Raw genomic sequence first — 19,097 nt, 5'->3', positions numbered from 1 at the left:
CCCGTTACGACGCCGGTCCGGCGAAAGCCCAACCCGTCCAGAATTCGCGAGGGTGCGCCTGGGCACTCGATCGTTTTCATTCCCTCCCGTATGCCAGGCGGATCGCTGCGTGTGCGACGCCCGAAGCGACGGCCCGCGAGATCCCTTGCAAAAGAAAAGGCGGCCCGATCGGGCCGCCTTCCGTTCTAGCATCGCGCTTGTCTAGCCGCCGTTGCCGCCGATCACGGCGCGCACGGTGTTGTCGGGGCCGAAATCCTCGGCGCTGTCGACATAGAGCAGCGCGGAGAGCTTCGATCGCGCGCGATTGACGCGACTCTTGATGGTGCCGACCGCGCAGCCGCAGATCGCCGCGGCATCCTCATAGGAGAAGCCGGAGGCACCAACCAGGATCAACGCTTCGCGCTGGTCCTGCGGCAGCTTTTCGAGCGCCGCGCGGAATTCCTCGAACTCCAGATGCGCCGCCTGCGACGGCTGGCTCTTCAGCGTCTTGGCATAATTGCCCTCGGCATCCTCCACCTCGCGCCGCCGCTTCCTGTAGTCGGAGCGAAACAGGTTGCGCAGGATGGTGAACAACCACGCGGGCAGGTTCGAGCCGGGCTGGAACGAGTCGATATTGGCGATCGCGCGCAGCAGGGTCTCCTGGACCAGATCGTCGGCACGGTCACCATTACCGGACAGCGAGATCGCGAATGCGCGCAGGCTCGGGACCGACGCCAGGATGTCGTCGCGAAGTTCATTCGTGAGAGGCATTAGTCCCCTCCATTGTTCTTATCAGTATCGCCCCCGGCGACGGCCGCCGCGGCAGCCTCGGGCCCATCGAGTTTGCGGATCAGCTCCGCAAAGCGGTCGGGCACCCCCTGCCGCACCACGTCGTCGTACATGGCGCGAAGCTGGTGGCCGATTCTCGATTGAATCTCGGCGTTGAGACCGCCCTGCTTCTTTACTTCCTTCATGATGTGATCCACGCTTCCCCGGGAGTGAAGTCTCTGATTTTCAAGTCGAATCCTCGAAAAAAGAGGCTGGCCGCGTTGCCTCGTCGGTCAGGAGCTAATGCAAAGTTGCGCAGAAAGTTCCGGAACGCTGGAACTATTTCGTGGAACTTTTTCAGCGCTCGCGCGTAGTCGGGCATGCAGGGGAACCGGGGTTGCCCCAAAATGGTACGCCGCCCCAGAGTACGGGTTTCAGGCCGATTGGCCTCACGAACAAGGATGGAGTGGGAATGTCCCGATCACAGATCGTTGCCGAACACCTTCCGCTGCTGCGCCGTTATGCGCGCGCACTGACCGGAAACCAGGCGTCCGGGGACGCCTATGTCGGGGCCATGCTCGAGGCCCTGTTGCAGGACGGATCATTGCTGGACCAGACCCACGGTCCGCGCGCCGGCCTGTTTCGGCTGTTCACCCAGATCTGGAATTCGGTGTCGGTGAACAACAACGACAATGCCGACGTGGCGACGCTCTCGTTGCCGCCGGAGCGCCGGCTCTCCAACATCACGCCGCTGCCTCGGCAGGCCTTCCTGCTGCTGTCGCTGGAAGGCTTTTCGGAGGAGGAGGTCGGCTACATTCTCGGCACCGACATTGCCGAGACGCGCAAGCTGACCGATGCCGCCGGCCGCGAGATGGCCGCCGAGATCGCCACCGATGTCCTGATCATCGAGGACGAGACCTTCATCGCCATGGACCTCGAGAGCCTGGTGAAGAATCTCGGCCACAACGTTATCGGCGTCGCGCGCACGCATTCCGACGCGGTGGCGCTCGCCAAGAACAAGAAGCCCGGCCTCATCCTCGCCGACATCCAGCTCGCCGACGGCTCGTCCGGCCTCGATGCGGTCAACGAGCTGCTGCGCACCTTCGAGGTGCCGGTGGTGTTCATCACGGCCTATCCCGAGCGCTTCCTGACCGGCGAGCGGCCGGAGCCGGCGTTCCTGATCTCGAAGCCGTTCCAGCCGGCGATGGTGTCGGCGGTGGCGAGCCAGGCGCTGTTCTTCCAGCGCAACTCGCGCAACCGCACGCCGCGCGCGGCGTCGGCATGAGCTGAGCTTACGCATAGGCAAAATGCAAGCCGGTGTGCCGAAAGGTACGCCGGCTTTTTCTTGAGCAAGGCTGCGTGGCGCACGATGTTGAAGCTACTTGCGGGCGACGTGCACCGGCATCGTGCTGAGCGCGCGCAGGCCCGAGCTGTCGCGGAAGGCTGTCGGACCTGCAATGTCGAACTGCTTCACGCGGCTCGCGAGCGCTGCGATCACGGCCTCCGCCTCCAGCCGCGCCACCATCTGCCCGACACAGCCGTGGATGCCGACGCCGAAGCCCATGTGTCCGGACAGCCGCCGTCTGATGTCGAACCGGTCGGGGTGCTCCCAGCGCGTCGCGTCGCGGTTGGCGGAGGCGAGCAGCAGCAGCACCTTCTCGTGCTTGCCGATCTTAACGCCTGCGATCTCGGTGTCATGCGGCGTGGTGCGGAATACGAACGGCGCCGGTGAATCGAAGCGCAGAGTCTCGTCGAACGCCGCGCGCGACAGCGACGGGTCGGCTGCAAGCAATGCCCATTGCTCCGGATGGCGCGCGAGCGTGTACAGCGCCATGCCGATCGCGCTGATCGTGGTGTCGAGCCCGGCCGAGAGCAGCGAGCGCACCAGCAGCGGAGCTTCCTCCGCGCTGATCTCGCCGGTGTCGGCCGCCTCGTAGACCTGCGCGCCAAAACTGCCCGGCCGCAGCGCCTCGCGCCGGCACCGCGCCGCCACCCAGGGCAGCACGCGCGGCGCCTCTTTCATCAGGTCGCGAAAATAGTCGTTCTCGGGCCCGAAGCCGGCGAACACCATCGCGCCATAGGTCAGGAAGTTCTCACGGCCCTCCTGGTCGATGCCGAGCGCGTCGGGAAACACGCTGACCGGAAACACCTCCGCGATGTCCTTGATCGCATCGAACGATCCGCGCTCGACCAGCGCGTCGATCAGCCGCGTCGCCGTGGCCTTGAAATCATCCGCGAGCCGCCGCATCGCGCCGGGCGAGAGGATCCGCGCCAGCACCGCGCGGGTCCGCGTATGCAGCGGCGGATCGGCTTCCAGTACGATGCTCGGCGGCCGCCACGGCGTTTCCTTGAAGTGGTTCGCAAGCCCGGCGCCGCCGGCGTTGCTGAAATTGGTATGGTCTCCGAAGATCGTCTTGACCTCGGCAAAGCGCGGCACCGCCCAGATGTCGTATTTGGTCAGGCGAACCACCGGCGCCGCGGCACGCAGCGCCGCGTAGGTGCCGTAGGGATCGGCCCGCGTCGCAGGGCTGAACGGATCGAAATCGCTGCGGACAATTTCACCGGCGAGGGGGCTCGCAAGGGCGCTCATTGCATCCTCCCGTTTCATGATCGGTTAATTGACCATAGTCAATTAACTGGGGTATCGCAAGGGGGAGCCTCGTTTCGATTCCATCGGAGCGGAAAAGGCTCTAGGACACGGCCATGTCGATCGAGGAGCGATCTAGCAAGGGCGCGCGGCGCTTTCAGCGCAGGGCGCGTCAGGAGGCCGACAAGGAGGCGCTGAAGGCGTTGATCCTCGAGACCGCGCGCAAGGAGTTCGCCGCCGGCACGCTCGAGACCGTCTCGATCCAGAAGATTGCCGATGCGATCGGCTATTCGAAGGGCACCGTCCTCAAATATTATCCGACCAAGCTGCTGCTGCTGCTCGCGGTGAAGCAGCAGAATCTCAAGGCGGTTGCCGAACGGCTCGAATGGGTCCGCGCGCAGACGGCCGACAGCGATGCGCGGCTGCGGCGGGTGATGGAAACCTATATCGACTATTGGGCCGACAACCCCGATCACTTCCGCTCGCTGTTCTCGATGTCCGGCACGGCCGAGGACCGCCGGTTTCCCGACGGCGTCTATTTCGGCGAGACCGAGATCGCCCGCCGCAGCTACGAGCTGTTCGTGATCTCGGTGCGGGAGTATCTCGCGGCACATGACGCCGAGCCGGCGTCCGGCCTGCCGCCGCGGCTCGCAACCGCGCTGCTTGCGGCCGTGCATGGCGTGATCGCGCTCGCGCTCGGCACGCCGACCATGAAGCTGCCCGATATGCGCGGCACCGGCCGTCTCCTCATCGCAAGCCTGATCGATGCCTGGACAAGCAAGTTGGCCGCCGCGCGGAAAAGCGAGGGCTGGCCGCGGGTCTCGATCGGCACCTTTGCCTGACGGAATGGTATCCGAAGGTGCACGCCGACGCGGCATGCGCGCTGCGAAGTGGAATCGCCTGCCTCTGCCTGCTAAGCGCGGCCGATGGATAGACGCAACGCGACCGAACGATCGGCTTTCTCTGCCTGGTGGTGACGGCCTTCGGCTGGGCCCTGAACTGGCCGCTGATGAAGCTGTTGCTGCAGCAATGGCCGCCGTTGTCCGCCCGCGGGCTGGCCGGGACCTGCGCGGCGGTGATCCTGGGCACGCTGGCGCTGGCCCGCGGCCAGTCGCGGTGCCGCGCGAGGCGCTGCCGCGGCTGTTGTTCGCCTCCTTCACCAATGTTGGATGGGCTTTGAGGCCGCCCAAGGAACCGACGTTCGCGGGACGCGTTCTCCTGAAAAGGGAGCTTGGCCATGCGCAAGGCGATCGCGCGGCTTGATGCGGAGCAGAAGGCGCAGCTGCTTTATCTCGCAGATCTCGGTACGGCGATGTTCACCTCGGCGCTTGTGGTCTGCACGCTGAAGGCGATTGTGGAACTCTTCGTCGCCGGCTGAACCGCCGCGGCAGCGCAACGCGCCGTTACTCCCCTTGCGGCGCGTCCCCTTGGGTGTGCCCATCCGGCCCCCGGTTAAACACCCCATACTCGCTCGACTTCACCCCGGCCCCTCCATCGACGCCGTTGCCGGCCAGACCGAGCCTGAGCAGCTCGCGCACGGCCGCGGCACGTGTCGGCATGCGGTGCCTGAAGCGGAAATCGTCGAGAGCCGATAATTCTTCGGGGGAAAGCATGACTTGAAGACGTTCAGCGCGAAGCTCATTCATCGCAAATCGCCCAAAATTAGCTAGTTGAGTAATTTGCTAAACGAACCAATTCGCGGTGGGTTCCATAGCTTGAGATAATAGCGTCGATTGAGTAAGTTAATCAAATAAAATCAATGACTTACAAGAAAGATTAAGGGAACGATCCGGCTGCCCCTCCGTTGTCTGGCGGGAGTGACGCCATGACCAAGCACGTCAAGCTACCCCGAAAGCTATCCGAGGAGCCGGAAGCGCCGGAACCGCGGCGCCCGAGCCACGCACGGGTCATCGATCAACTGGACCGCTGGGCCAATAGTCCCGGTCTGCAACCGCCAAGGGTGAGTGATGCAGAAGACGATTCAGAAGCGGAAGCGATCTGAGCCCCATACGTTCGAGCAGCGGCTCGAAGAGCATCGCCTGCGGCTTGAGAGCCGGCTCGCGCAAGCGCCGAGCGGCGCCGAACGCGAGCAGATTGCCGCGCGCATCGAGCAGCTGCGGACAGCTGCCGAGCTGAACGCGATGCTGTCGATGAGCGAATGAGCCGACACCCGGCAGCGCCGGGACGCCCCAACGTGCTCCCGCTGCTGCGCTCGCCTACCATCCCCGCGTTGATGGGGATGGAGTCCCCCGATAACCGCCGCAAGGCTGATGACTCCTGCCGGGCGCGACAGCGTCGGTAGGAGCATGCGCCACCACCGATCCGCAGCGCGTGCCCCGCGAATGAGAAGGGGCAGAGCATGACGGGTCTTCCCAGCTCACTCTCAATCGCATTGTCGCTGGTCGGGTCGATCTGGCTCGTCGGTGTCGTCGCCCCATTGGCCGGCGCCCCTGGCGAGCTGGTCGGCGCGACCATCGTTGTTGGGCTTGTGACAGGCGTCGCCGAGTGGCGGGGCGGAAAGGCAGAATCTTGAACGTTCAGTTGTTGGCGGCGGTCGCGATCGGCGGTTCGCTGGGATCGGTCGCGCGCTATCTGGTGGCGATCGGCGCGGGGCGCCTGGTCGGCACCGGATTTCCATGGGGCACGCTGGTGATCAATATCGTGGGCTCGTTGCTGATCGGCGTCTTCGCGGAGTCCTTCGCGCTGACCTGGAATGTCAACCAGGCGGTGCGGGTGTTTCTCACGGTCGGCATCTGCGGCGGCTTCACCACCTTCTCGACCCTTTCGCTCGATGCGATCGCGCTGATGCTGCGGGGCGAGCTTTGGCCGGCCGCTGCCTACATCGCGGCCTCCGTTGCGCTCTCGATCCTCGCGCTGTTCGCCGGCCTGCTGCTGGTGCGAGTTAATTGTCAGCTACGCGCCCGCCCTTCCCGTCATCCTGAGGAGCGCGGAACGCGCGTCTCGAAGGATGCACGGCTCGGCTGGTGGCCGTCGATCCTTCGAGGCTCGCTGCGCTCGCGCCTCAGGATGACGGGGCCAATACACGAACGGATATGCCAATCTCTCTAAGCGCTAATCAGCAGGATGGCGGCCGGCGCGCGGGTTCGTCGTCTGGCCCGCGTGGGCGCCGTTCCAAAAAAGTGAAGGGCTGGAGGTATCGTCTGCCGCCGGAATCCTTGGCGCGCCCGGGGCCAGCCGGTAGGATGGAACCCGGATCGTGGTCAGGGACCAAGGAAAGACTGCGGAATGAAGCATGTCGACGTCGCGGTGATTGCTGCCACGCTATGGCTGCTGGCGTCGATGGTGCTGGACATCCTGACGCCGAAGTCGATCACCGCGCTGATGATCGCCGCCGCGCTCGCGCCGCCGTTCCTGATCGGGATCGGCATCCATTTCGCACGCGAATATTTCAAGGCGAAGCGGCGCAGCTACCGGCCGCCGCAGTGGGACGAACGCTTCAGGAACTAAGCGGGGCAGGGCTGCAAGAAGGGCTGCACCTGCTGCATTGAACTGCGCACATGGCTTGCTAAGGTTGCGCCATGACCGAGCACCTTCCCGACACGATCAGCCGCCTCTACACCGACCCAGGCGAATATGTCGACAGCGACCATCCCGCCGTCGAGGCGTTCGCCCGCGCCGCCGTGGCGGCCGGCGCCGGCACCCGCGACATAGCGAGCCGGCTCTACACCGCGGTGCGCGACGGCATCCGCTACAATCCCTATGTCAGCATGCGCTCGCCCGAGAGCTACCGGGCCTCCAGCGTGCTCGCCGCCGGCAATGGCTACTGCGTCGGTAAGGCGGCGCTCTATGCCGCGGCCTGCCGGGTCCATGGCATCCCGGCCCGGGTCGGCTTCGCCGACGTCCGCAACCATCTCACCACCGAGAAGTTGCGCCAGAGCATGGGCTCGGACCTGTTCACCTGGCACGGCTTCACCGAAGTGTTCGTCGATGGCGCCTGGCGCAAGGCGACCCCGACCTTCAACGACACGCTGTGCGCCAAGCTCGGCGTCAAGCCGCTCGATTTCGACGGCCATTCGGATGCGCTGCTGCACCCGTTCGACGGCGCGGGGCGCGCCTACATGCAGTACGTCAACGACCACGGCACCTATCACGACGTCCCGGCCAAATTCCTGATGCGCGAGATGGCGCGCGAATACGCCAACATGCAGGGCGAGGACATGTCCGGCCGCGACATGGAGCGCGAGGCGGCGGAGCAATAGCGCGAGCGCGCTGCGAACGTGGTGCGCTGTCGGATGCCGTCCTGGCTGAACGTGCGCCGGCTGAGGGGGCGGTGTCATGGATGCGGAGCTGCCGAAAGGTCAGGTCGGCCGCCCGGCCACGGGCTGGGAAGACGCGGTCGCGCTGACCGGGTTCATCCTGGTCGCGGTCGGGCAGGCCTCCAATCAGGTGCTGGCGCGCGGCCTGGCCGGCTCGGTGCCGCCGTTCTCGCTGGCCTTCTTCCGCTGGAGCATCATCGCCATCGGCCTCGCGCCGTTCGCGATCGCGGCGTTCCGGGACGGCAAGATCCCGCTGGCGCAGAGTTTTTGGCCGATCCTCGCCGCGGGCTTCCTCGGCATGTTCCTGTGCGGCGGCCCGGTCTACGTCGCCGGCATCACCACCACCGCGATCCATATCGCACTGATCTTCGCGCTGTCGCCGATCATGGTGCTGCTGATTTCGGCCGCGCTGGGCATCGAGCAGATCGGTCCGCTGCAATGGCTCGGCACGGCGCTGGCGCTCGCCGGTGCGCTTTTGATCGTCTCGGGCGGGCATCTGGAAACGCTGACGCAATCGAGCGCGGCCTGGGGCGATCTGTTGGTGGTGTGCGCTATGCTCGGCTGGTCCGGCTACACGCTGGTGCAATCGCGCGTCGCGCCGCGCGCCTCGCTGCTGGCGCGGGTCAGCCTGTTCTCGGCGGCCGGCGCGCTGTGCTCGCTGCCGCCGGCTCTCCAGGAGATGTGGACGACGCCGGTTGCGGTCTTCAACGCCCGCGCGTTCGAGGCCTATGTGTTCGCCGGCCTCGTCCCGGGCCTGATCGCCTATGCCGGCTTCGCCTGGCTCGGCGCAAGGTTCGGCTCGGTACGGACGTCGCTGGTGCTCTACGTCGCGCCGATCGCAAGCGCACTGTTGTCCTGGATCATCCTTGGCGAGCCGCCGAAGCTGATCCATCTGGTTGGCGGCTTGCTGATCCTCGGCGGCGTCTGGGCGAGCCTGCGCAAATAGATCCAGCTCCTTAAGGGGGTGCAACCTTTTCCAGCCTCGTGCGTTGAATCCAGCATTGATTCAATAGCTTAGTCGGAGGTCGTATGAATCTTACTCCCCAGCAGCGCAAGATTCGTAACGAGCAGCGTCAGCAGGACGCGTCGCAGGCGATGAAGGAGCATCTCGCCCATGAGAAGGCGTTCTACAACAACTTCCACCGCCTCAAGGCCGAGCGGCAGGCACGTGAAGCCGCGGAATCACGTGAGCCACCCGCCAAGAAGTAAGCGCCGAGAGCCACACCAACCATCGGATTTCCCGGACCGAGAAGGAGCGGAAGCGAGGGGGCGAGCGCAAGCAAGTTCGCCCGAATGACGCGATGAAATCTCCAGGCTCATGGAGTATCTCAGATGTATTTTTCCGATAAGAAAACGGTCACTTGCAAATGCGGCGAGCCCTTGAGCGAATTGATGCTCGTCGACGACCAGACGACTGGAATCAAGTTTCATGTCGGTCGTTGCGCGTCCTGCCGTGAAGTGACGGTCGTTCGATCCCAGGACATGCCACCAAACGATAATGCCTGATGCAGACAGTCCTCTCGCTTGGCGGAAGGACCGCTCCTTCAGCGCCGGGCTCCAATTGCGACGGCTGAGCGACAGGCTGGCTGACGCAACATTCGCGGCACAGCGGAAAAAAGAGCAGGGCGCGACCGGCATCACCACGGTCGCGCCCTACGTCGCCGGTCAATGGGGCAGGGGGAATAACCGGCTCCTCCAATGACTCGCAGACCCCCGGACTCGTTCCGCGCGAACCAGAATTTTTTCGTACACGGTTAAGTGATGGCCGGACGCGAGAACCCCACAGGTTTCACTCGCGTTGTGTCCGTGATCGCCAACGGGAATTTCCATGGGGCGAGGGACATCACCATGTCAAAGATTCACAAGGGAATTTTCGCTGCGTTGGCGGCTGGGTTGACGCTTGGCGCGGTCCAGTTGGCGTCCGGCCACGATCTCATTGGCGGACAGCAGGTCACCACCCAATTGGCGCCGGAGAGCGCGGTCAATCGCGCCGCCAAGACCGATCGTGCCGCAGTTCCGATGACCGGCCTGCCGAGCCGGACCGTCGCGCTGAAGGTTGATCGGCTTCCCGATACGTCGGTCCTGGTTCGTGTTCCCGTGGCGCGGGAAGAGGCCCGCAATCGCCCCGCAGCCCCTGCGCGGGCGCGGCCCGGCGACACCCGCAAGGTCGCTTGTGAGCCCGTGGTCAGCGTCCTGACCGAAGTGGCCAAGCTGCTGCAGCCCGGCCGCTGCGTGACCTGAGCAGCCCTTGAACAGTGTCATCGCCCGGCTTGTTGACCGGGCGATCCAGTATTCAGAGACAGCCGTAGTTAGCCGATGCGCCACGGCGAACTGGAGCCCCCGCCGGAGCCAGTCATCGGGCGCGCGTTCGCGCGACCCGGTGGCGGGCGATGACGGCAGTGCCTGTTGGTGGCTGGCCGCGAGAGCTATTCCTCTTCGTCCGGCTCGCTGCTGCCGGCGGCGCTGCGGCTTGCCATCAGGCCGAGCGCGAGACCGCCGACCGCGAGGATCGGGATCAGCCGCTTCACGCCGATGGCTCGCACGATCTGCAGGCCGGTGGCGATCAGTGCGGGGTCGGCGAGCATTGTCGCTGCGGCCGACTTCGCGGCCCTTGCCGCCTCCTCGGCACGCCTCTGCATCTCGCGCTTGCGGGCCCTGTAGACGCCGATGGCGATCAGCGTGACGACAAGGAACACCGCGGCGCCGGACAGGCACGCCTCCACCGGACCATAGTGCTGCAGCACATAGACGAAGGCGGCCGCGCACAGGAAGGCGATGGTGATGAACAGCGCGATCGCGGCGGCGGCCGCAAGCGAAGTCAGCCGCAGCGCGCTGCCGGTGGATTGCTTGATGTCATCGATCAGCCGCTGAAGCATTGACCAGCCTTGTCCTGAGAAGCCTTGCCTTGAACCTTGCCTTGAAAAGCGCATCGACAAACGAGGTGGCGGCGCGCCAGCGCCGCCATCGCGTCCAGAACGGTGGCTTGTGCATGACCTAGCGCCGCCAGGTGACGCCGATCAAAAAGCCGAGGCCGAGCGCAAGGCCGACGGTCGCCAGCGGCCGCTGCGTGATCACCTCTTCCAGCGATTCCTCGATCGAGGAGGCGGCATCCTGCGCCGCGCCCATCATCGCGCTGCCGCGCTCCGACATGTCGTCGAGCGTCGCTTCCGCGTTGGCTCGCACATCCTTGTAGCGGGTGCGGGCCTGCTTGCCTGCGTTGTTGGCAAACGAGTTAAGCGCGTCGGTGATCTGTTCGGTGAGGGCAGCGATATCGTTCTTCACGGCGGTGACATCCCTTTCGAGGCGTTCGTAAGTCGCTTTGTCCGTCATGTTCCTGATCCCAAATGCGCTGTCCGTGCTCGACATCGAAAGCTCCCGGAGAACGTGCGTGTTCGGAGAAAAACGCTTTGCAGCTCGCAAGGTTCCAGATGCGAAACCAAGGCTAGTCCTCCGGCAGCTGCGGCGAATTGACCGGCATCAAATGCTCCTTGACGATCAATGCCACGATCAGCAGCGGCGACGACAGGAAGGCGCCCATCGGACCCCACAGCCAGGTCCAGAACGCGAGCGCGAGAAAGACCGCGAGCGCATTCAGCGACAGCCGGCGGCCGACGATCGTCGGCGTCACGAAATGCCCTTCCATGAAGGTCACGACGGCAAAGCACGCCGGCGCGAGCAGCCCGGCGCCAATGGTCGGCGAGGAGATGATGCCGACCACAACCAGCACCACAAACATCGCGACCGGGCCGATGATCGGAATGAAGTTCAGCGTCGCGGCGAGCGCGCCGAGCCCGGCCGCGTTGGGCATGCCCGTCGCCGCGCAGATCGCGCCGGTGACGATGCCGACGCCGGCATTGATCATCGTCACCGTCAGCAGATAGTTGCCGAGATGGGTCTCGAGCTCGTTGAGGATTCGCAGCGTGCGCAGCCGCGCCGCGCGGTCGCTGAAGGTCATCACCAACCCGCGGCGCAGATCCTTCCAGCTCGCGATGAACAGGATCAGGGTAGCGATGAACAGCAGGAATTCGGCGAAGGTCGGTGACAGGAATTCCAGCGTCGGCTGCACCCATTCGAATTTCGGCAGCTGGAGCGTTGCCAGCGTATCGGAGCCGCCGACCATGCTCTGCAGTTGCTGCCATAGTGCGAGCGGCCGGTCGAACACATGCAGCTTCTCCCTCAGGATCGCGCCGAGCTCGGGCAGCCGCGAGCTCCAGTCCATCACAGGCGAGGCGATCAGTCCGACCATGAAGCTGACGGCGGCGCCGACTGCGATCACGATCAGCACCGCGCCGAGCGCGCGCGGGATACGGTAGCGCTCGAGCAGGCTCGCCGCCGGCGACAGCATGGTGCCGACGATGAAGGCCATGGTGATCGGAAGGAAGACGGCCCGTGCCAGATAGAGCACCGCCACCACCGCGATCACCAGCAGCGCAACCAGCGCGAAGGCGACGACCTCGGCGCGGTTGATCACCGGCGGCGTTTCGGCTTTGCTATCGGGGACGGGCGTGCCTTCGGTCGCATTGCCAAGCATACGTTCACCCGGAAAGGCGCGCACCAGACTCCTCCCGAATGGGGACAAATGAATTTCGCGTCAAATTGCGCACGACAACCGCCTTGTCCCGGCAAAGGTTCCATCGCGCTCTCGTGAGAGATGGCGGGTTGACAATCGCGACTTTGCGACCATTCGCAGCGGAACTGTCTGATGGTTACGCGCGTTGGGTGTTCATCGCATCACCATGATGCGCATCCCGTCCAGGGGCAGCACATGACACAGCAGTCTCTCTCCAGCCGCCGGCTTGCGTCGCGCGCCGCGCGCACTCATGTCCGCACTTTTGCCTTCGCCAGCGTCCTGCTCGTGACGCCGTTCGTTGTCGCCAGCTCGGCCAGCGCGCAAGTCAGCTCTCAGGTCCGCTCGTCCGCGCTCGGCTATGCGTCGACGCAGCCGGGCGGATTCCCCTCGGACGAGGTGATGAGCGACCCTTCGGCCGTGACCACCGAGGACGGTGCACTGCCGGAGCGGCTGCGCCGCACCACCGTCGCGCTCAACACGTCCGAGGCGCCCGGCACCATCATTATCGATACCGGCAATACCGCGCTCTATTACGTGCTCGGCGGCGGCCGCGCGATCCGCTACGGCGTCGGCGTCGGCCGCGAAGGCTTCACCTGGGCGGGCACCCAGACCATCAGCAACAAGGCGGAATGGCCGGACTGGCATCCGCCGGCCGAGATGATCAAGCGCCAACCCTATCTGCCGCGCTTCATGGCCGGCGGCCCCGGCAATCCGCTCGGTGCCCGCGCGATGTATCTCGGCTCCAGCGAGTACCGCATCCACGGCACCAACGATCCGTCGACGATCGGCAAGTTCGTGTCGTCGGGCTGCATCCGCCTGACCAACGAAGACGTCACCGACCTGTTCAATCGGGTCAATGTCGGCAGCAAGGTCGTGGTTTTGCCGAAGAACGGGCCGCATATCGCCGCCCGCGAGCTCGGTCCGACCGCGACGCAGATCTCGGTCCGGCCGGCTCCGGTGCAGCCACGCCCCGCGGTGATGACGCTGCCGTCCGGCCGTCAGGCGTTGAACATCCCGGCGACTTCTTCGTTGTACTAGAGCGTTTTCGAGCGAAGTGGATACCGGTTCGCGTGAAGAAAGCGCGTCAGAACAAGAATCTAGAGCCGCGTTCCGATTCAATCGGAATGGGGCTTCAGGGATCTGCATCGTACTGAGGGTCGGTGATGGCAAGGCGGCACGCGAGGCGGTGGGCGTTCGGGACGGCGGCAGTGCTCGGCCTGTCCCTTGCGCCCGCGGCACAAGCCCAGGATTTCTTCTCGCAACTGTTCGGCGGCTTCATGCAGGGCCGCCCGCCAGTTATCCGGGTGCCGTTCGATGACGGCCCGGCGCCCGTGCCGCGGGCCGAGCGTCGCGCGCGCTATGACGCCGGCCAGGCCTATTGCGTGCGCACCTGCGACGGCCGCTATTTCCCGCTGGCTGCGACCGGCAACCAGAGCAAGGCTGAGAGCTGCAACAGCTTCTGCCCGGCGAGCGCGACCGAAGTGGTCTATGGCGGCAATATCGACAACGCCGCGACCGAAGACGGCAAGCCGTATTCCGAGCTGCCGAACGCATTCCGCTATCGCGACGAGATCGTTTCGGGCTGCACCTGCAACGGCAAGGACCCTGTCGGGCTCGCCGCGGTGAAGATCGAGGACGATCCGACCTTGCGCAAGGGCGACATCGTCGCCGGCAAGGACGGGCTGATGTCGGTCGGCCGCCCGGACCGGCGCGGGGCATCTCTCAACTTCACACCGGCGCCGGATCGCATCCGCGCCAAGTATCAGCGCGCCGGTGCTGGCGCGCGAATAGCGTCGCTCACGCGAGGCCGCCGCTTTCGGTTCCTTGGTCCGGAACCGGATTCCTCATCGCACGTTAGCAACGGGCGAACAGCACATTCACCGATGCCATCAGGGGGCCCCGCATGCTCGTCGGCGTACTCGTCACTTTCCTTGTCGTTATTCTGGTTCTTTATCTCATCAACATGCTGCCGCTCGATGGCCGCGCCAAGCAGATCGCGCGTGTTGTCGTCATCATCATCGGCATCGTCTCGCTGCTGAAATATCTCGCGGTCTTCTAGCTTCGTCATTGCGAGTGCAGCGAAGCAATCCATCTCACCGCGCGAGTGGAGCAATGGATTGCTTCGTCGCTTCACTCCTCGCAACAACGTCGATGCAGCAGGGCATAGTCAACAAGAAGGCTGCGCGGGTGATAACACCGCGTGTAACGCCCTGAATCGGGAGCCATCCTCATCGTCGTCCCTGCGAAAGCAGGGACCCATAACCACAACTGCCAATTGTTGGCCGATGCTGGAACGACGAGTCCCTGCAACAAGGTCCGCCGCAGCGTATGGGTCCCTGCTTTCGCAGGGACGACGGGTTGGAAGGGCTGCGGACTCAGCGGCGGGCGTCGCGACGGAGGGCTTTCCCACATGCCACAGCGCGTCTGCGCGATTTCTGGATAATAGAAAAATACAGCTGATTTGCCCGACGAGTCAAGTTGCGGTGCCCGCCGGCAGTCGCCGGCTCCTTTGCATGGGGTTGTTTTCGATATTTTGGCAGTGCGCCCCCGCGACGGCAGACGATCGCATCCGGCTATTCTTGCCTCGCTCGCGGCGCCACAAAAAAGCCCCGGCTCATCGCCGGGGCTTTTGCTTGTGGTTGCGATCGCTCGCGGATCAGCCCGCGGCCTTGGCCTCGCGGCGGCGCGCGGTGAGGATGTATTCGGTGTAGCCGTTCGGCTGCGTACGTCCCTCGAAGATGAGGTCGCAGGCCGCCTTGAAGGCGACGCCGTCGAACGCCGGCGCCATCGGCTTGTACAGGGGATCGCCGGCGTTCTGCTTGTCGACGACGACGGCCATGCGCTTCAGCGACTCCATCACCTGATCCCTGGTGATGACGCCCTGATGCAGCCAGTTCGCCAGATGCTGGCTCGAGATGCGCAGCGTCGCGCGGTCTTCCATCAGGCCGACATCGTGGATGTCGGGCACCTTGGAGCAGCCGACGCCCTGGTCGATCCAACGCACGACGTAGCCGAGGATGCCCTGGCAGTTGTTGTCGATCTCCTGCTTCACGTCGTCGGGCGCCCAGTTCGACTGCGACACCGGAATGGTGAGGATGTCGGAGAGTTTTGCACGCGGCCCGCCCTTGGCGAGCTCCTGCTGGCGGGCGATCACGTTGACCTGGTGATAGTGCAGGGCGTGCAGCGTGGCCGCGGTCGGCGACGGCACCCAGGCAGTGGTGGCGCCGGCCTGCGGATGGCCGATCTTCTGCGCCAGCATGTCGGCCATCTTGTCGGGCGCCGCCCACATGCCCTTGCCGATCTGGGCATGGCCGGGCAGGCCGTCGATCAGGCCGTTGTCGACGTTCCAGTCCTCATAGGCCTTGATCCACGGCTGCGCCTTCATGTCGTTCTTGCGGATCATCGGACCCGCTTCCATCGAGGTGTGGATCTCGTCGCCGGTGCGGTCGAGGAAGCCGGTGTTGATGAACATGATGCGCTTGGAGGCGCGCTGGATGCAGGCCTTGAGGTTGACCGTGGTGCGGCGCTCCTCGTCCATGATGCCGACCTTCAGCGTGTTCTCCGGCAGGCCGAGCATCTTCTCGACCTCGGCGAACAGGTCGCAGGTCAGCGTCACCTCGTCGGGGCCGTGCATCTTCGGCTTGACGATATAGGCCGAGCCGGTGCGGCTGTTCCTGACCTTCGAATTGCCCTTGAGGTCGTGGATCGCGAGCAGGCCGGCGACCGCAGCGTCCAGCAGGCCTTCCGGGATCTCCTCGCCGTTGGCGTCGAGCACCGCGTCGGTGAACATGTGGTGGCCGACATTGCGCATCAGGAGCAGGCTGCGGCCGTGCAGCTTCAGCTCGCCGCCGTCGGGCTTCTTGTAGACGCGGTCGGCATTGAGCGAACGCGTCAGCGTCTTGCCGCCCTTCTCGAAATCGGCCGACAGCGTTCCGTTCATCAGGCCGAGCGTGTTGCGGTAGACCAGCACCTTGTCCTCGGCGTCGACGGCGGCGACCGAGTCTTCCATGTCGAGAATGGTCGAAACCGCCGACTCCAGGATCATGTCGGCGACGCCGGCCGGATCATCCTTGCCGATGATGTTGCTGCGGTCGATCTTGATCTCGACATGCATGCCGTTGTTGACGAGCAGGATCGCGGAAGGCTGGGCGGCGTCGCCCAGATAGCCGGCGAACTGGGCGGCGTTCTTCAGCGCGGTCGAATTGCCGCTCTTCAGCTTGACCGACAGCTGGCCCGCGATCACGCCGTAGGAGATCACGTCGGTGTGGCTTCCGGTCGCGAGCGGCACGGCGGCGTCGAGGAACGCCTTCGCCTTCGCGATCACCTTGTCGCCGCGGGCCTTGTTGTAACCACGGCCGGCCTCGCTCGGATCATGCGGGATCGCGTCGGTGCCGTAGAAGGCGTCGTACAGCGAACCCCAGCGCGCGTTGGCGGCGTTCAACGCGTAGCGGGCGTTGGTGAGCGGCACCACGAGCTGCGGGCCGCAGATCTTGCCGATCTCCTCATCGACGTTGGCAGTCTCGACCTTGTGGGTCGCGGGCTCGGGCAGCAAATAGCCGATGTCCTTGAGGAACGCGGTGTAGGCGTTGATGTCGAACGCCTTGCCCTTGTTGGCCCGGTGCCAGTCGTCGATCTTGGCCTGCAAGGTGTCGCGGACCGCGAGCAGCTCGCGGTTCTTGGGGCCGAGCTTCTGGATGATGGCGGCGAGTCCTGCCCAGAACGCGTCAGGCGCGATCCCGGTTTTCGGCGTCGCCTCCTTGGCGATGAAATCGAACAGGACAGGGGCGATCTTCAATCCATGGGCATCGACACGAGTCATGATGGGCTTTCTCAAAGAAATGGGGCGTTTAGGGGCTGTTTTCGAAAGAAATCAGCAAAAAACGCGCCAAAGGCGGCGTTCACGCCCTTTTTGCCCTAAAGCCACGGTTCTGAGAAGGCCCCCCAGACGAGGAGGCCGCGCCGCCTAGATATTCGCCGCGAGGTCGGTCAGTTCGTCGAACAGGATGCCGGTCGTGGCCAGCATCCGCTCGATCGCGTCGGTGGCATCGCTGACTGAGCGGTTCGAGGTGTCGATGGTCAGTTCGTTGCCGGTCGGCGGCTGGTAGTCATTGGTGATGCCGGTAAACGACGGCAATCCACCCGAGCGCGCCTTGGCGTAGTGGCCTTTGGGGTCGCGGGTCTCGCAGACCTCGGCAGGCGTGGCGACATAGACCTCGCGGAAAGCGCTGTCGGCGATGCGGCGGGCTGCCGCGCGGTCGGCGGCCGCCGGCGAGACCGCGGCGACGATGGCGATATGGCCGTTGCGCGCCAGATGGGTCGCGACCTCGGCGAGGCGGCGGATGTTCTCGGTGCGATCCTGCGGCGAGAAGCCGAGGTCGCTGTTCAGTCCGGCGCGGAAGGTGTCGCCATCGAGCAGGATCGGCGAGCCGCCATTGCTGAACAGCCGTCGCTCCAGCGCGCGCGCCAAAGTCGACTTGCCCGAGCCGGGCAGGCCGGTCAGCCAGATCACCGCGCCATTGTGGTGGTAGCGCGCCGAGCGCTCGTCCGGCCGCAGCGCCGACTCCACCGGCACGATGTCGATCGGCACCGCAGGCCGGCCGGCATCGACCGACAGCACGAGGCCGCCGCCGGCGATGCGCCCGCTGACCTCGATCACGAGGCGGCCGGTGCGCGGATTGTCGGTGTAAGGGTCGGTCGCGACCGGCTGCGCCAGCGAAATGTCGATCTCGCCGACATGGTTGCGCGCGATCGCGCTGTTCTCTTCGTTGGACAGCGCGCCGGGATCGATCGCCTTTTCGATCGCGACCACGGTGGCGCGGCTTTCCTTGGTGCCGAGCCGGATCAGGATCTGCTCGCCCTTGGTCAGCGGCTTGTCGTGCAGCCAGAAGATCCGCGCGCGGATGCGGCGGGTGTCGCGCGGGCTCTGCCCGCCATGTCCAATGATGTCGCCGCGCTCGAGGAACAGCTCGCGGTCGAGCGTGATGCCGACCGAGCGCCCGGCGCCCTGCGCGCCGTGCACCGGCGTCACCGGCCAGCTCTCGACCGTCTTGATCTTCGCGATCTTGCCCGTGGGCATGATGACGATCTCGTCGCCGGCCTTCAGGCTGCCGGACTCGATGCGGCCCGCAACGATGCGGCGGTCGTCGAACTTGTAGATCGCCTGCACCGGCAGCCGCAGCGGCAGCTCCGCCAGCGGCGGTGCCGGCTCGAGCGCATCGAGCGCCTCGACCACGGTCGGTCCCTTGTACCATCCGATCCGCGGCGTGTGTTCGGCAACGCCGTCGCCGTCGCGCGCGGAGATCGGGACCACCGCGGTCGGCGTCACGCCGAGGCCGATCAGATGCGCGGAAATCTCCTCGCTGATCTCCTTGAAGCGATCGGCACTGAAATCGACCCGGTCCATCTTGTTGACGACGACCGCAACCTGCTTCACGCCGAGCAGATGCAGGAGATAGCCGTGCCGCCGCGTCTGCGAGCGGACGCCTTCGAGCGCGTCGATGATCAGCACCGCGCCGTCGGCCTGCGAGGCGCCGGTGATCATGTTGCGCAAAAACTCTGCATGGCCGGGTGCGTCGATCAGCACGACGTCGCGCGAGCGGGTGCGGAAGCGGATCTGGGTGGTGTCGATGGTGATGCCCTGGTCGCGCTCGGTCTGCAGCGCGTCGAGCAGGAACGACCATTCGAACGGCATGCCGCGCCGCGCGCTGACCGCCTTCAGCATCTCCAGCTTGCCGTCCGGCAGGCTGCCGGTCTCATGCAGCAGGCGCCCGACCAGCGTCGACTTGCCGTGATCGACATGGCCGACGATGACGATTCGCACCTGCGGCCGCGTCGTGCCGTTAGGCGTTGCCGAGATCGAGGCAGTGGGAAGGATCATGTTCATCGGAACGCTCGCGCGAAGTGGGAAGCCAAAATG

General features: G+C 65.2%; 21 protein-coding genes, 2 pseudogenes and 1 riboswitch. Of the genes and pseudogenes, 14 read left to right on the top strand and 9 right to left on the bottom strand.

Going from position 1 to position 19,097, the window contains the following annotated elements:
• Window positions 1-201: 201 nt before the first annotated feature.
• Complete coding sequence (locus ACVW1C_RS15415) at window positions 202-750, bottom strand: sigma-70 family RNA polymerase sigma factor (protein WP_016847265.1); 549 nt, start codon at window positions 748-750, stop codon at window positions 202-204.
• Complete coding sequence (locus tag ACVW1C_RS15410) at window positions 750-953, bottom strand: NepR family anti-sigma factor (RefSeq protein WP_018269610.1); 204 nt, start codon at window positions 951-953, stop codon at window positions 750-752. The genes ACVW1C_RS15415 and ACVW1C_RS15410 overlap by 1 nt, the downstream gene beginning before the upstream one ends.
• Before the next feature lie 266 nt (window positions 954-1,219).
• Between ACVW1C_RS15410 and ACVW1C_RS15405 the strand changes: the two genes are divergently transcribed.
• The gene (locus tag ACVW1C_RS15405) at window positions 1,220-2,032 is read left to right on the top strand and encodes a response regulator (RefSeq protein ID WP_016847263.1); all 813 of its coding nucleotides are present in this window, start codon (window positions 1,220-1,222) and stop codon (window positions 2,030-2,032) included.
• Window positions 2,033-2,125: 93 nt separating this feature from the next.
• On the opposite strand, the gene ACVW1C_RS15400 is transcribed toward ACVW1C_RS15405, so the two are convergent.
• Window positions 2,126-3,337 (bottom strand): cytochrome P450, encoded by a 1,212-nt coding sequence (locus tag ACVW1C_RS15400; RefSeq protein ID WP_456759147.1) that lies wholly within the window; start codon window positions 3,335-3,337, stop codon window positions 2,126-2,128.
• A 113-nt stretch (window positions 3,338-3,450) separates the two neighbouring features.
• On the opposite strand from ACVW1C_RS15400, the gene ACVW1C_RS15395 reads away from it, so the two are divergent.
• The 3 genes from ACVW1C_RS15395 (at window position 3,451) to ACVW1C_RS15385 (ending at window position 4,712) form a co-directional block, all read left to right on the top strand.
• Window positions 3,451-4,176: a TetR/AcrR family transcriptional regulator gene (locus tag ACVW1C_RS15395; protein ID WP_456759146.1), complete on the top strand. Its 726-nt coding sequence runs from the start codon at window positions 3,451-3,453 to the stop codon at window positions 4,174-4,176.
• 167 nt (window positions 4,177-4,343) lie between these two features.
• Complete coding sequence (locus tag ACVW1C_RS15390) at window positions 4,344-4,514, top strand: hypothetical protein (RefSeq protein WP_456759145.1); 171 nt, start codon at window positions 4,344-4,346, stop codon at window positions 4,512-4,514.
• 57 nt (window positions 4,515-4,571) lie between these two features.
• On the top strand, window positions 4,572-4,712 hold the full coding sequence (locus ACVW1C_RS15385; protein ID WP_456759144.1) for a hypothetical protein: 141 nt from the start codon (window positions 4,572-4,574) through the stop codon (window positions 4,710-4,712).
• Between the two features lie 25 nt (window positions 4,713-4,737).
• Here ACVW1C_RS15385 and ACVW1C_RS15380 read toward each other — a convergent pair whose 3' ends face one another.
• Complete coding sequence (locus ACVW1C_RS15380; RefSeq protein WP_092118949.1) at window positions 4,738-4,980, bottom strand: hypothetical protein; 243 nt, start codon at window positions 4,978-4,980, stop codon at window positions 4,738-4,740.
• Between the two features lie 321 nt (window positions 4,981-5,301).
• Between ACVW1C_RS15380 and ACVW1C_RS15375 the strand changes: the two genes are divergently transcribed.
• From ACVW1C_RS15375 to ACVW1C_RS15345, 7 genes and pseudogenes are all read left to right on the top strand, one after another.
• On the top strand, window positions 5,302-5,496 hold the full coding sequence (locus ACVW1C_RS15375; RefSeq protein ID WP_456759143.1) for a hypothetical protein: 195 nt from the start codon (window positions 5,302-5,304) through the stop codon (window positions 5,494-5,496).
• A gap of 64 nt (window positions 5,497-5,560) precedes the next feature.
• Window positions 5,561-5,621, top strand: a riboswitch (Fluoride riboswitch).
• Window positions 5,622-5,863: 242 nt separating this feature from the next.
• A pseudogene (crcB, locus tag ACVW1C_RS15370) lies at window positions 5,864-6,235 on the top strand (fluoride efflux transporter CrcB); the annotation flags it as partial.
• A gap of 345 nt (window positions 6,236-6,580) precedes the next feature.
• Window positions 6,581-6,802 carry a hypothetical protein gene (locus ACVW1C_RS15365; protein WP_092118943.1) on the top strand — a complete coding sequence of 74 codons (222 nt, stop codon included), beginning with the start codon at window positions 6,581-6,583 and terminating at the stop codon, window positions 6,800-6,802.
• Between the two features lie 71 nt (window positions 6,803-6,873).
• Window positions 6,874-7,554, top strand: coding sequence for a transglutaminase-like domain-containing protein (locus ACVW1C_RS15360; RefSeq protein WP_456759142.1), 681 nt, complete (start codon window positions 6,874-6,876; stop codon window positions 7,552-7,554).
• Between the two features lie 76 nt (window positions 7,555-7,630).
• Window positions 7,631-8,557 carry a DMT family transporter gene (locus ACVW1C_RS15355; RefSeq protein WP_456759141.1) on the top strand — a complete coding sequence of 309 codons (927 nt, stop codon included), beginning with the start codon at window positions 7,631-7,633 and terminating at the stop codon, window positions 8,555-8,557.
• Between the two features lie 83 nt (window positions 8,558-8,640).
• Window positions 8,641-8,820, top strand: coding sequence for a hypothetical protein (locus ACVW1C_RS15350; RefSeq protein WP_456759140.1), 180 nt, complete (start codon window positions 8,641-8,643; stop codon window positions 8,818-8,820).
• Window positions 8,821-9,459: 639 nt separating this feature from the next.
• Window positions 9,460-9,852, top strand: a complete 393-nt coding sequence (locus tag ACVW1C_RS15345) for a hypothetical protein (RefSeq protein WP_456759139.1) — start codon at window positions 9,460-9,462, stop codon at window positions 9,850-9,852.
• Between the two features lie 185 nt (window positions 9,853-10,037).
• Here the strand turns inward: ACVW1C_RS15345 and ACVW1C_RS15340 are convergent, their stop codons facing one another.
• From ACVW1C_RS15340 to ACVW1C_RS15330, 3 genes are all read right to left on the bottom strand, one after another.
• Window positions 10,038-10,487 carry a hypothetical protein gene (locus ACVW1C_RS15340; protein WP_456759138.1) on the bottom strand — a complete coding sequence of 150 codons (450 nt, stop codon included), beginning with the start codon at window positions 10,485-10,487 and terminating at the stop codon, window positions 10,038-10,040.
• Window positions 10,488-10,605: 118 nt separating this feature from the next.
• On the bottom strand, window positions 10,606-10,977 hold the full coding sequence (locus ACVW1C_RS15335) for a DUF883 family protein (protein ID WP_456759137.1): 372 nt from the start codon (window positions 10,975-10,977) through the stop codon (window positions 10,606-10,608).
• 76 nt (window positions 10,978-11,053) lie between these two features.
• Window positions 11,054-12,166, bottom strand: a complete 1,113-nt coding sequence (locus ACVW1C_RS15330) for an AI-2E family transporter (RefSeq protein WP_456759136.1) — start codon at window positions 12,164-12,166, stop codon at window positions 11,054-11,056.
• Between the two features lie 210 nt (window positions 12,167-12,376).
• On the opposite strand from ACVW1C_RS15330, the gene ACVW1C_RS15325 reads away from it, so the two are divergent.
• The 3 genes and pseudogenes from ACVW1C_RS15325 to ACVW1C_RS15315 all read left to right on the top strand — a co-directional run bounded on the left by ACVW1C_RS15325 (window position 12,377) and on the right by ACVW1C_RS15315 (window position 14,240).
• Window positions 12,377-13,219 (top strand): L,D-transpeptidase, encoded by an 843-nt coding sequence (locus ACVW1C_RS15325; RefSeq protein ID WP_456759135.1) that lies wholly within the window; start codon window positions 12,377-12,379, stop codon window positions 13,217-13,219.
• A 125-nt stretch (window positions 13,220-13,344) separates the two neighbouring features.
• Window positions 13,345-13,800: pseudogene (locus ACVW1C_RS15320) on the top strand (DUF2865 domain-containing protein); the annotation flags it as partial.
• Window positions 13,801-14,084: 284 nt separating this feature from the next.
• Window positions 14,085-14,240: a Thivi_2564 family membrane protein gene (locus tag ACVW1C_RS15315; protein WP_061880958.1), complete on the top strand. Its 156-nt coding sequence runs from the start codon at window positions 14,085-14,087 to the stop codon at window positions 14,238-14,240.
• 597 nt (window positions 14,241-14,837) lie between these two features.
• On the opposite strand, the gene ACVW1C_RS15310 is transcribed toward ACVW1C_RS15315, so the two are convergent.
• A complete protein-coding gene (locus ACVW1C_RS15310; protein ID WP_456759134.1) occupies window positions 14,838-17,000 on the bottom strand; it encodes a malate synthase G in 2,163 nt (720 codons plus the stop codon).
• A 144-nt stretch (window positions 17,001-17,144) separates the two neighbouring features.
• Window positions 17,145-19,064, bottom strand: coding sequence for an adenylyl-sulfate kinase (gene cysC, locus ACVW1C_RS15305; protein ID WP_456759133.1), 1,920 nt, complete (start codon window positions 19,062-19,064; stop codon window positions 17,145-17,147).
• Window positions 19,065-19,097 lie beyond the last annotated feature (33 nt).

The sequence above is a fragment of the Bradyrhizobium sp. USDA 4011 genome, assembly GCF_054063415.1.
This window is presented reverse-complemented; position numbering and strand designations above follow the sequence as displayed.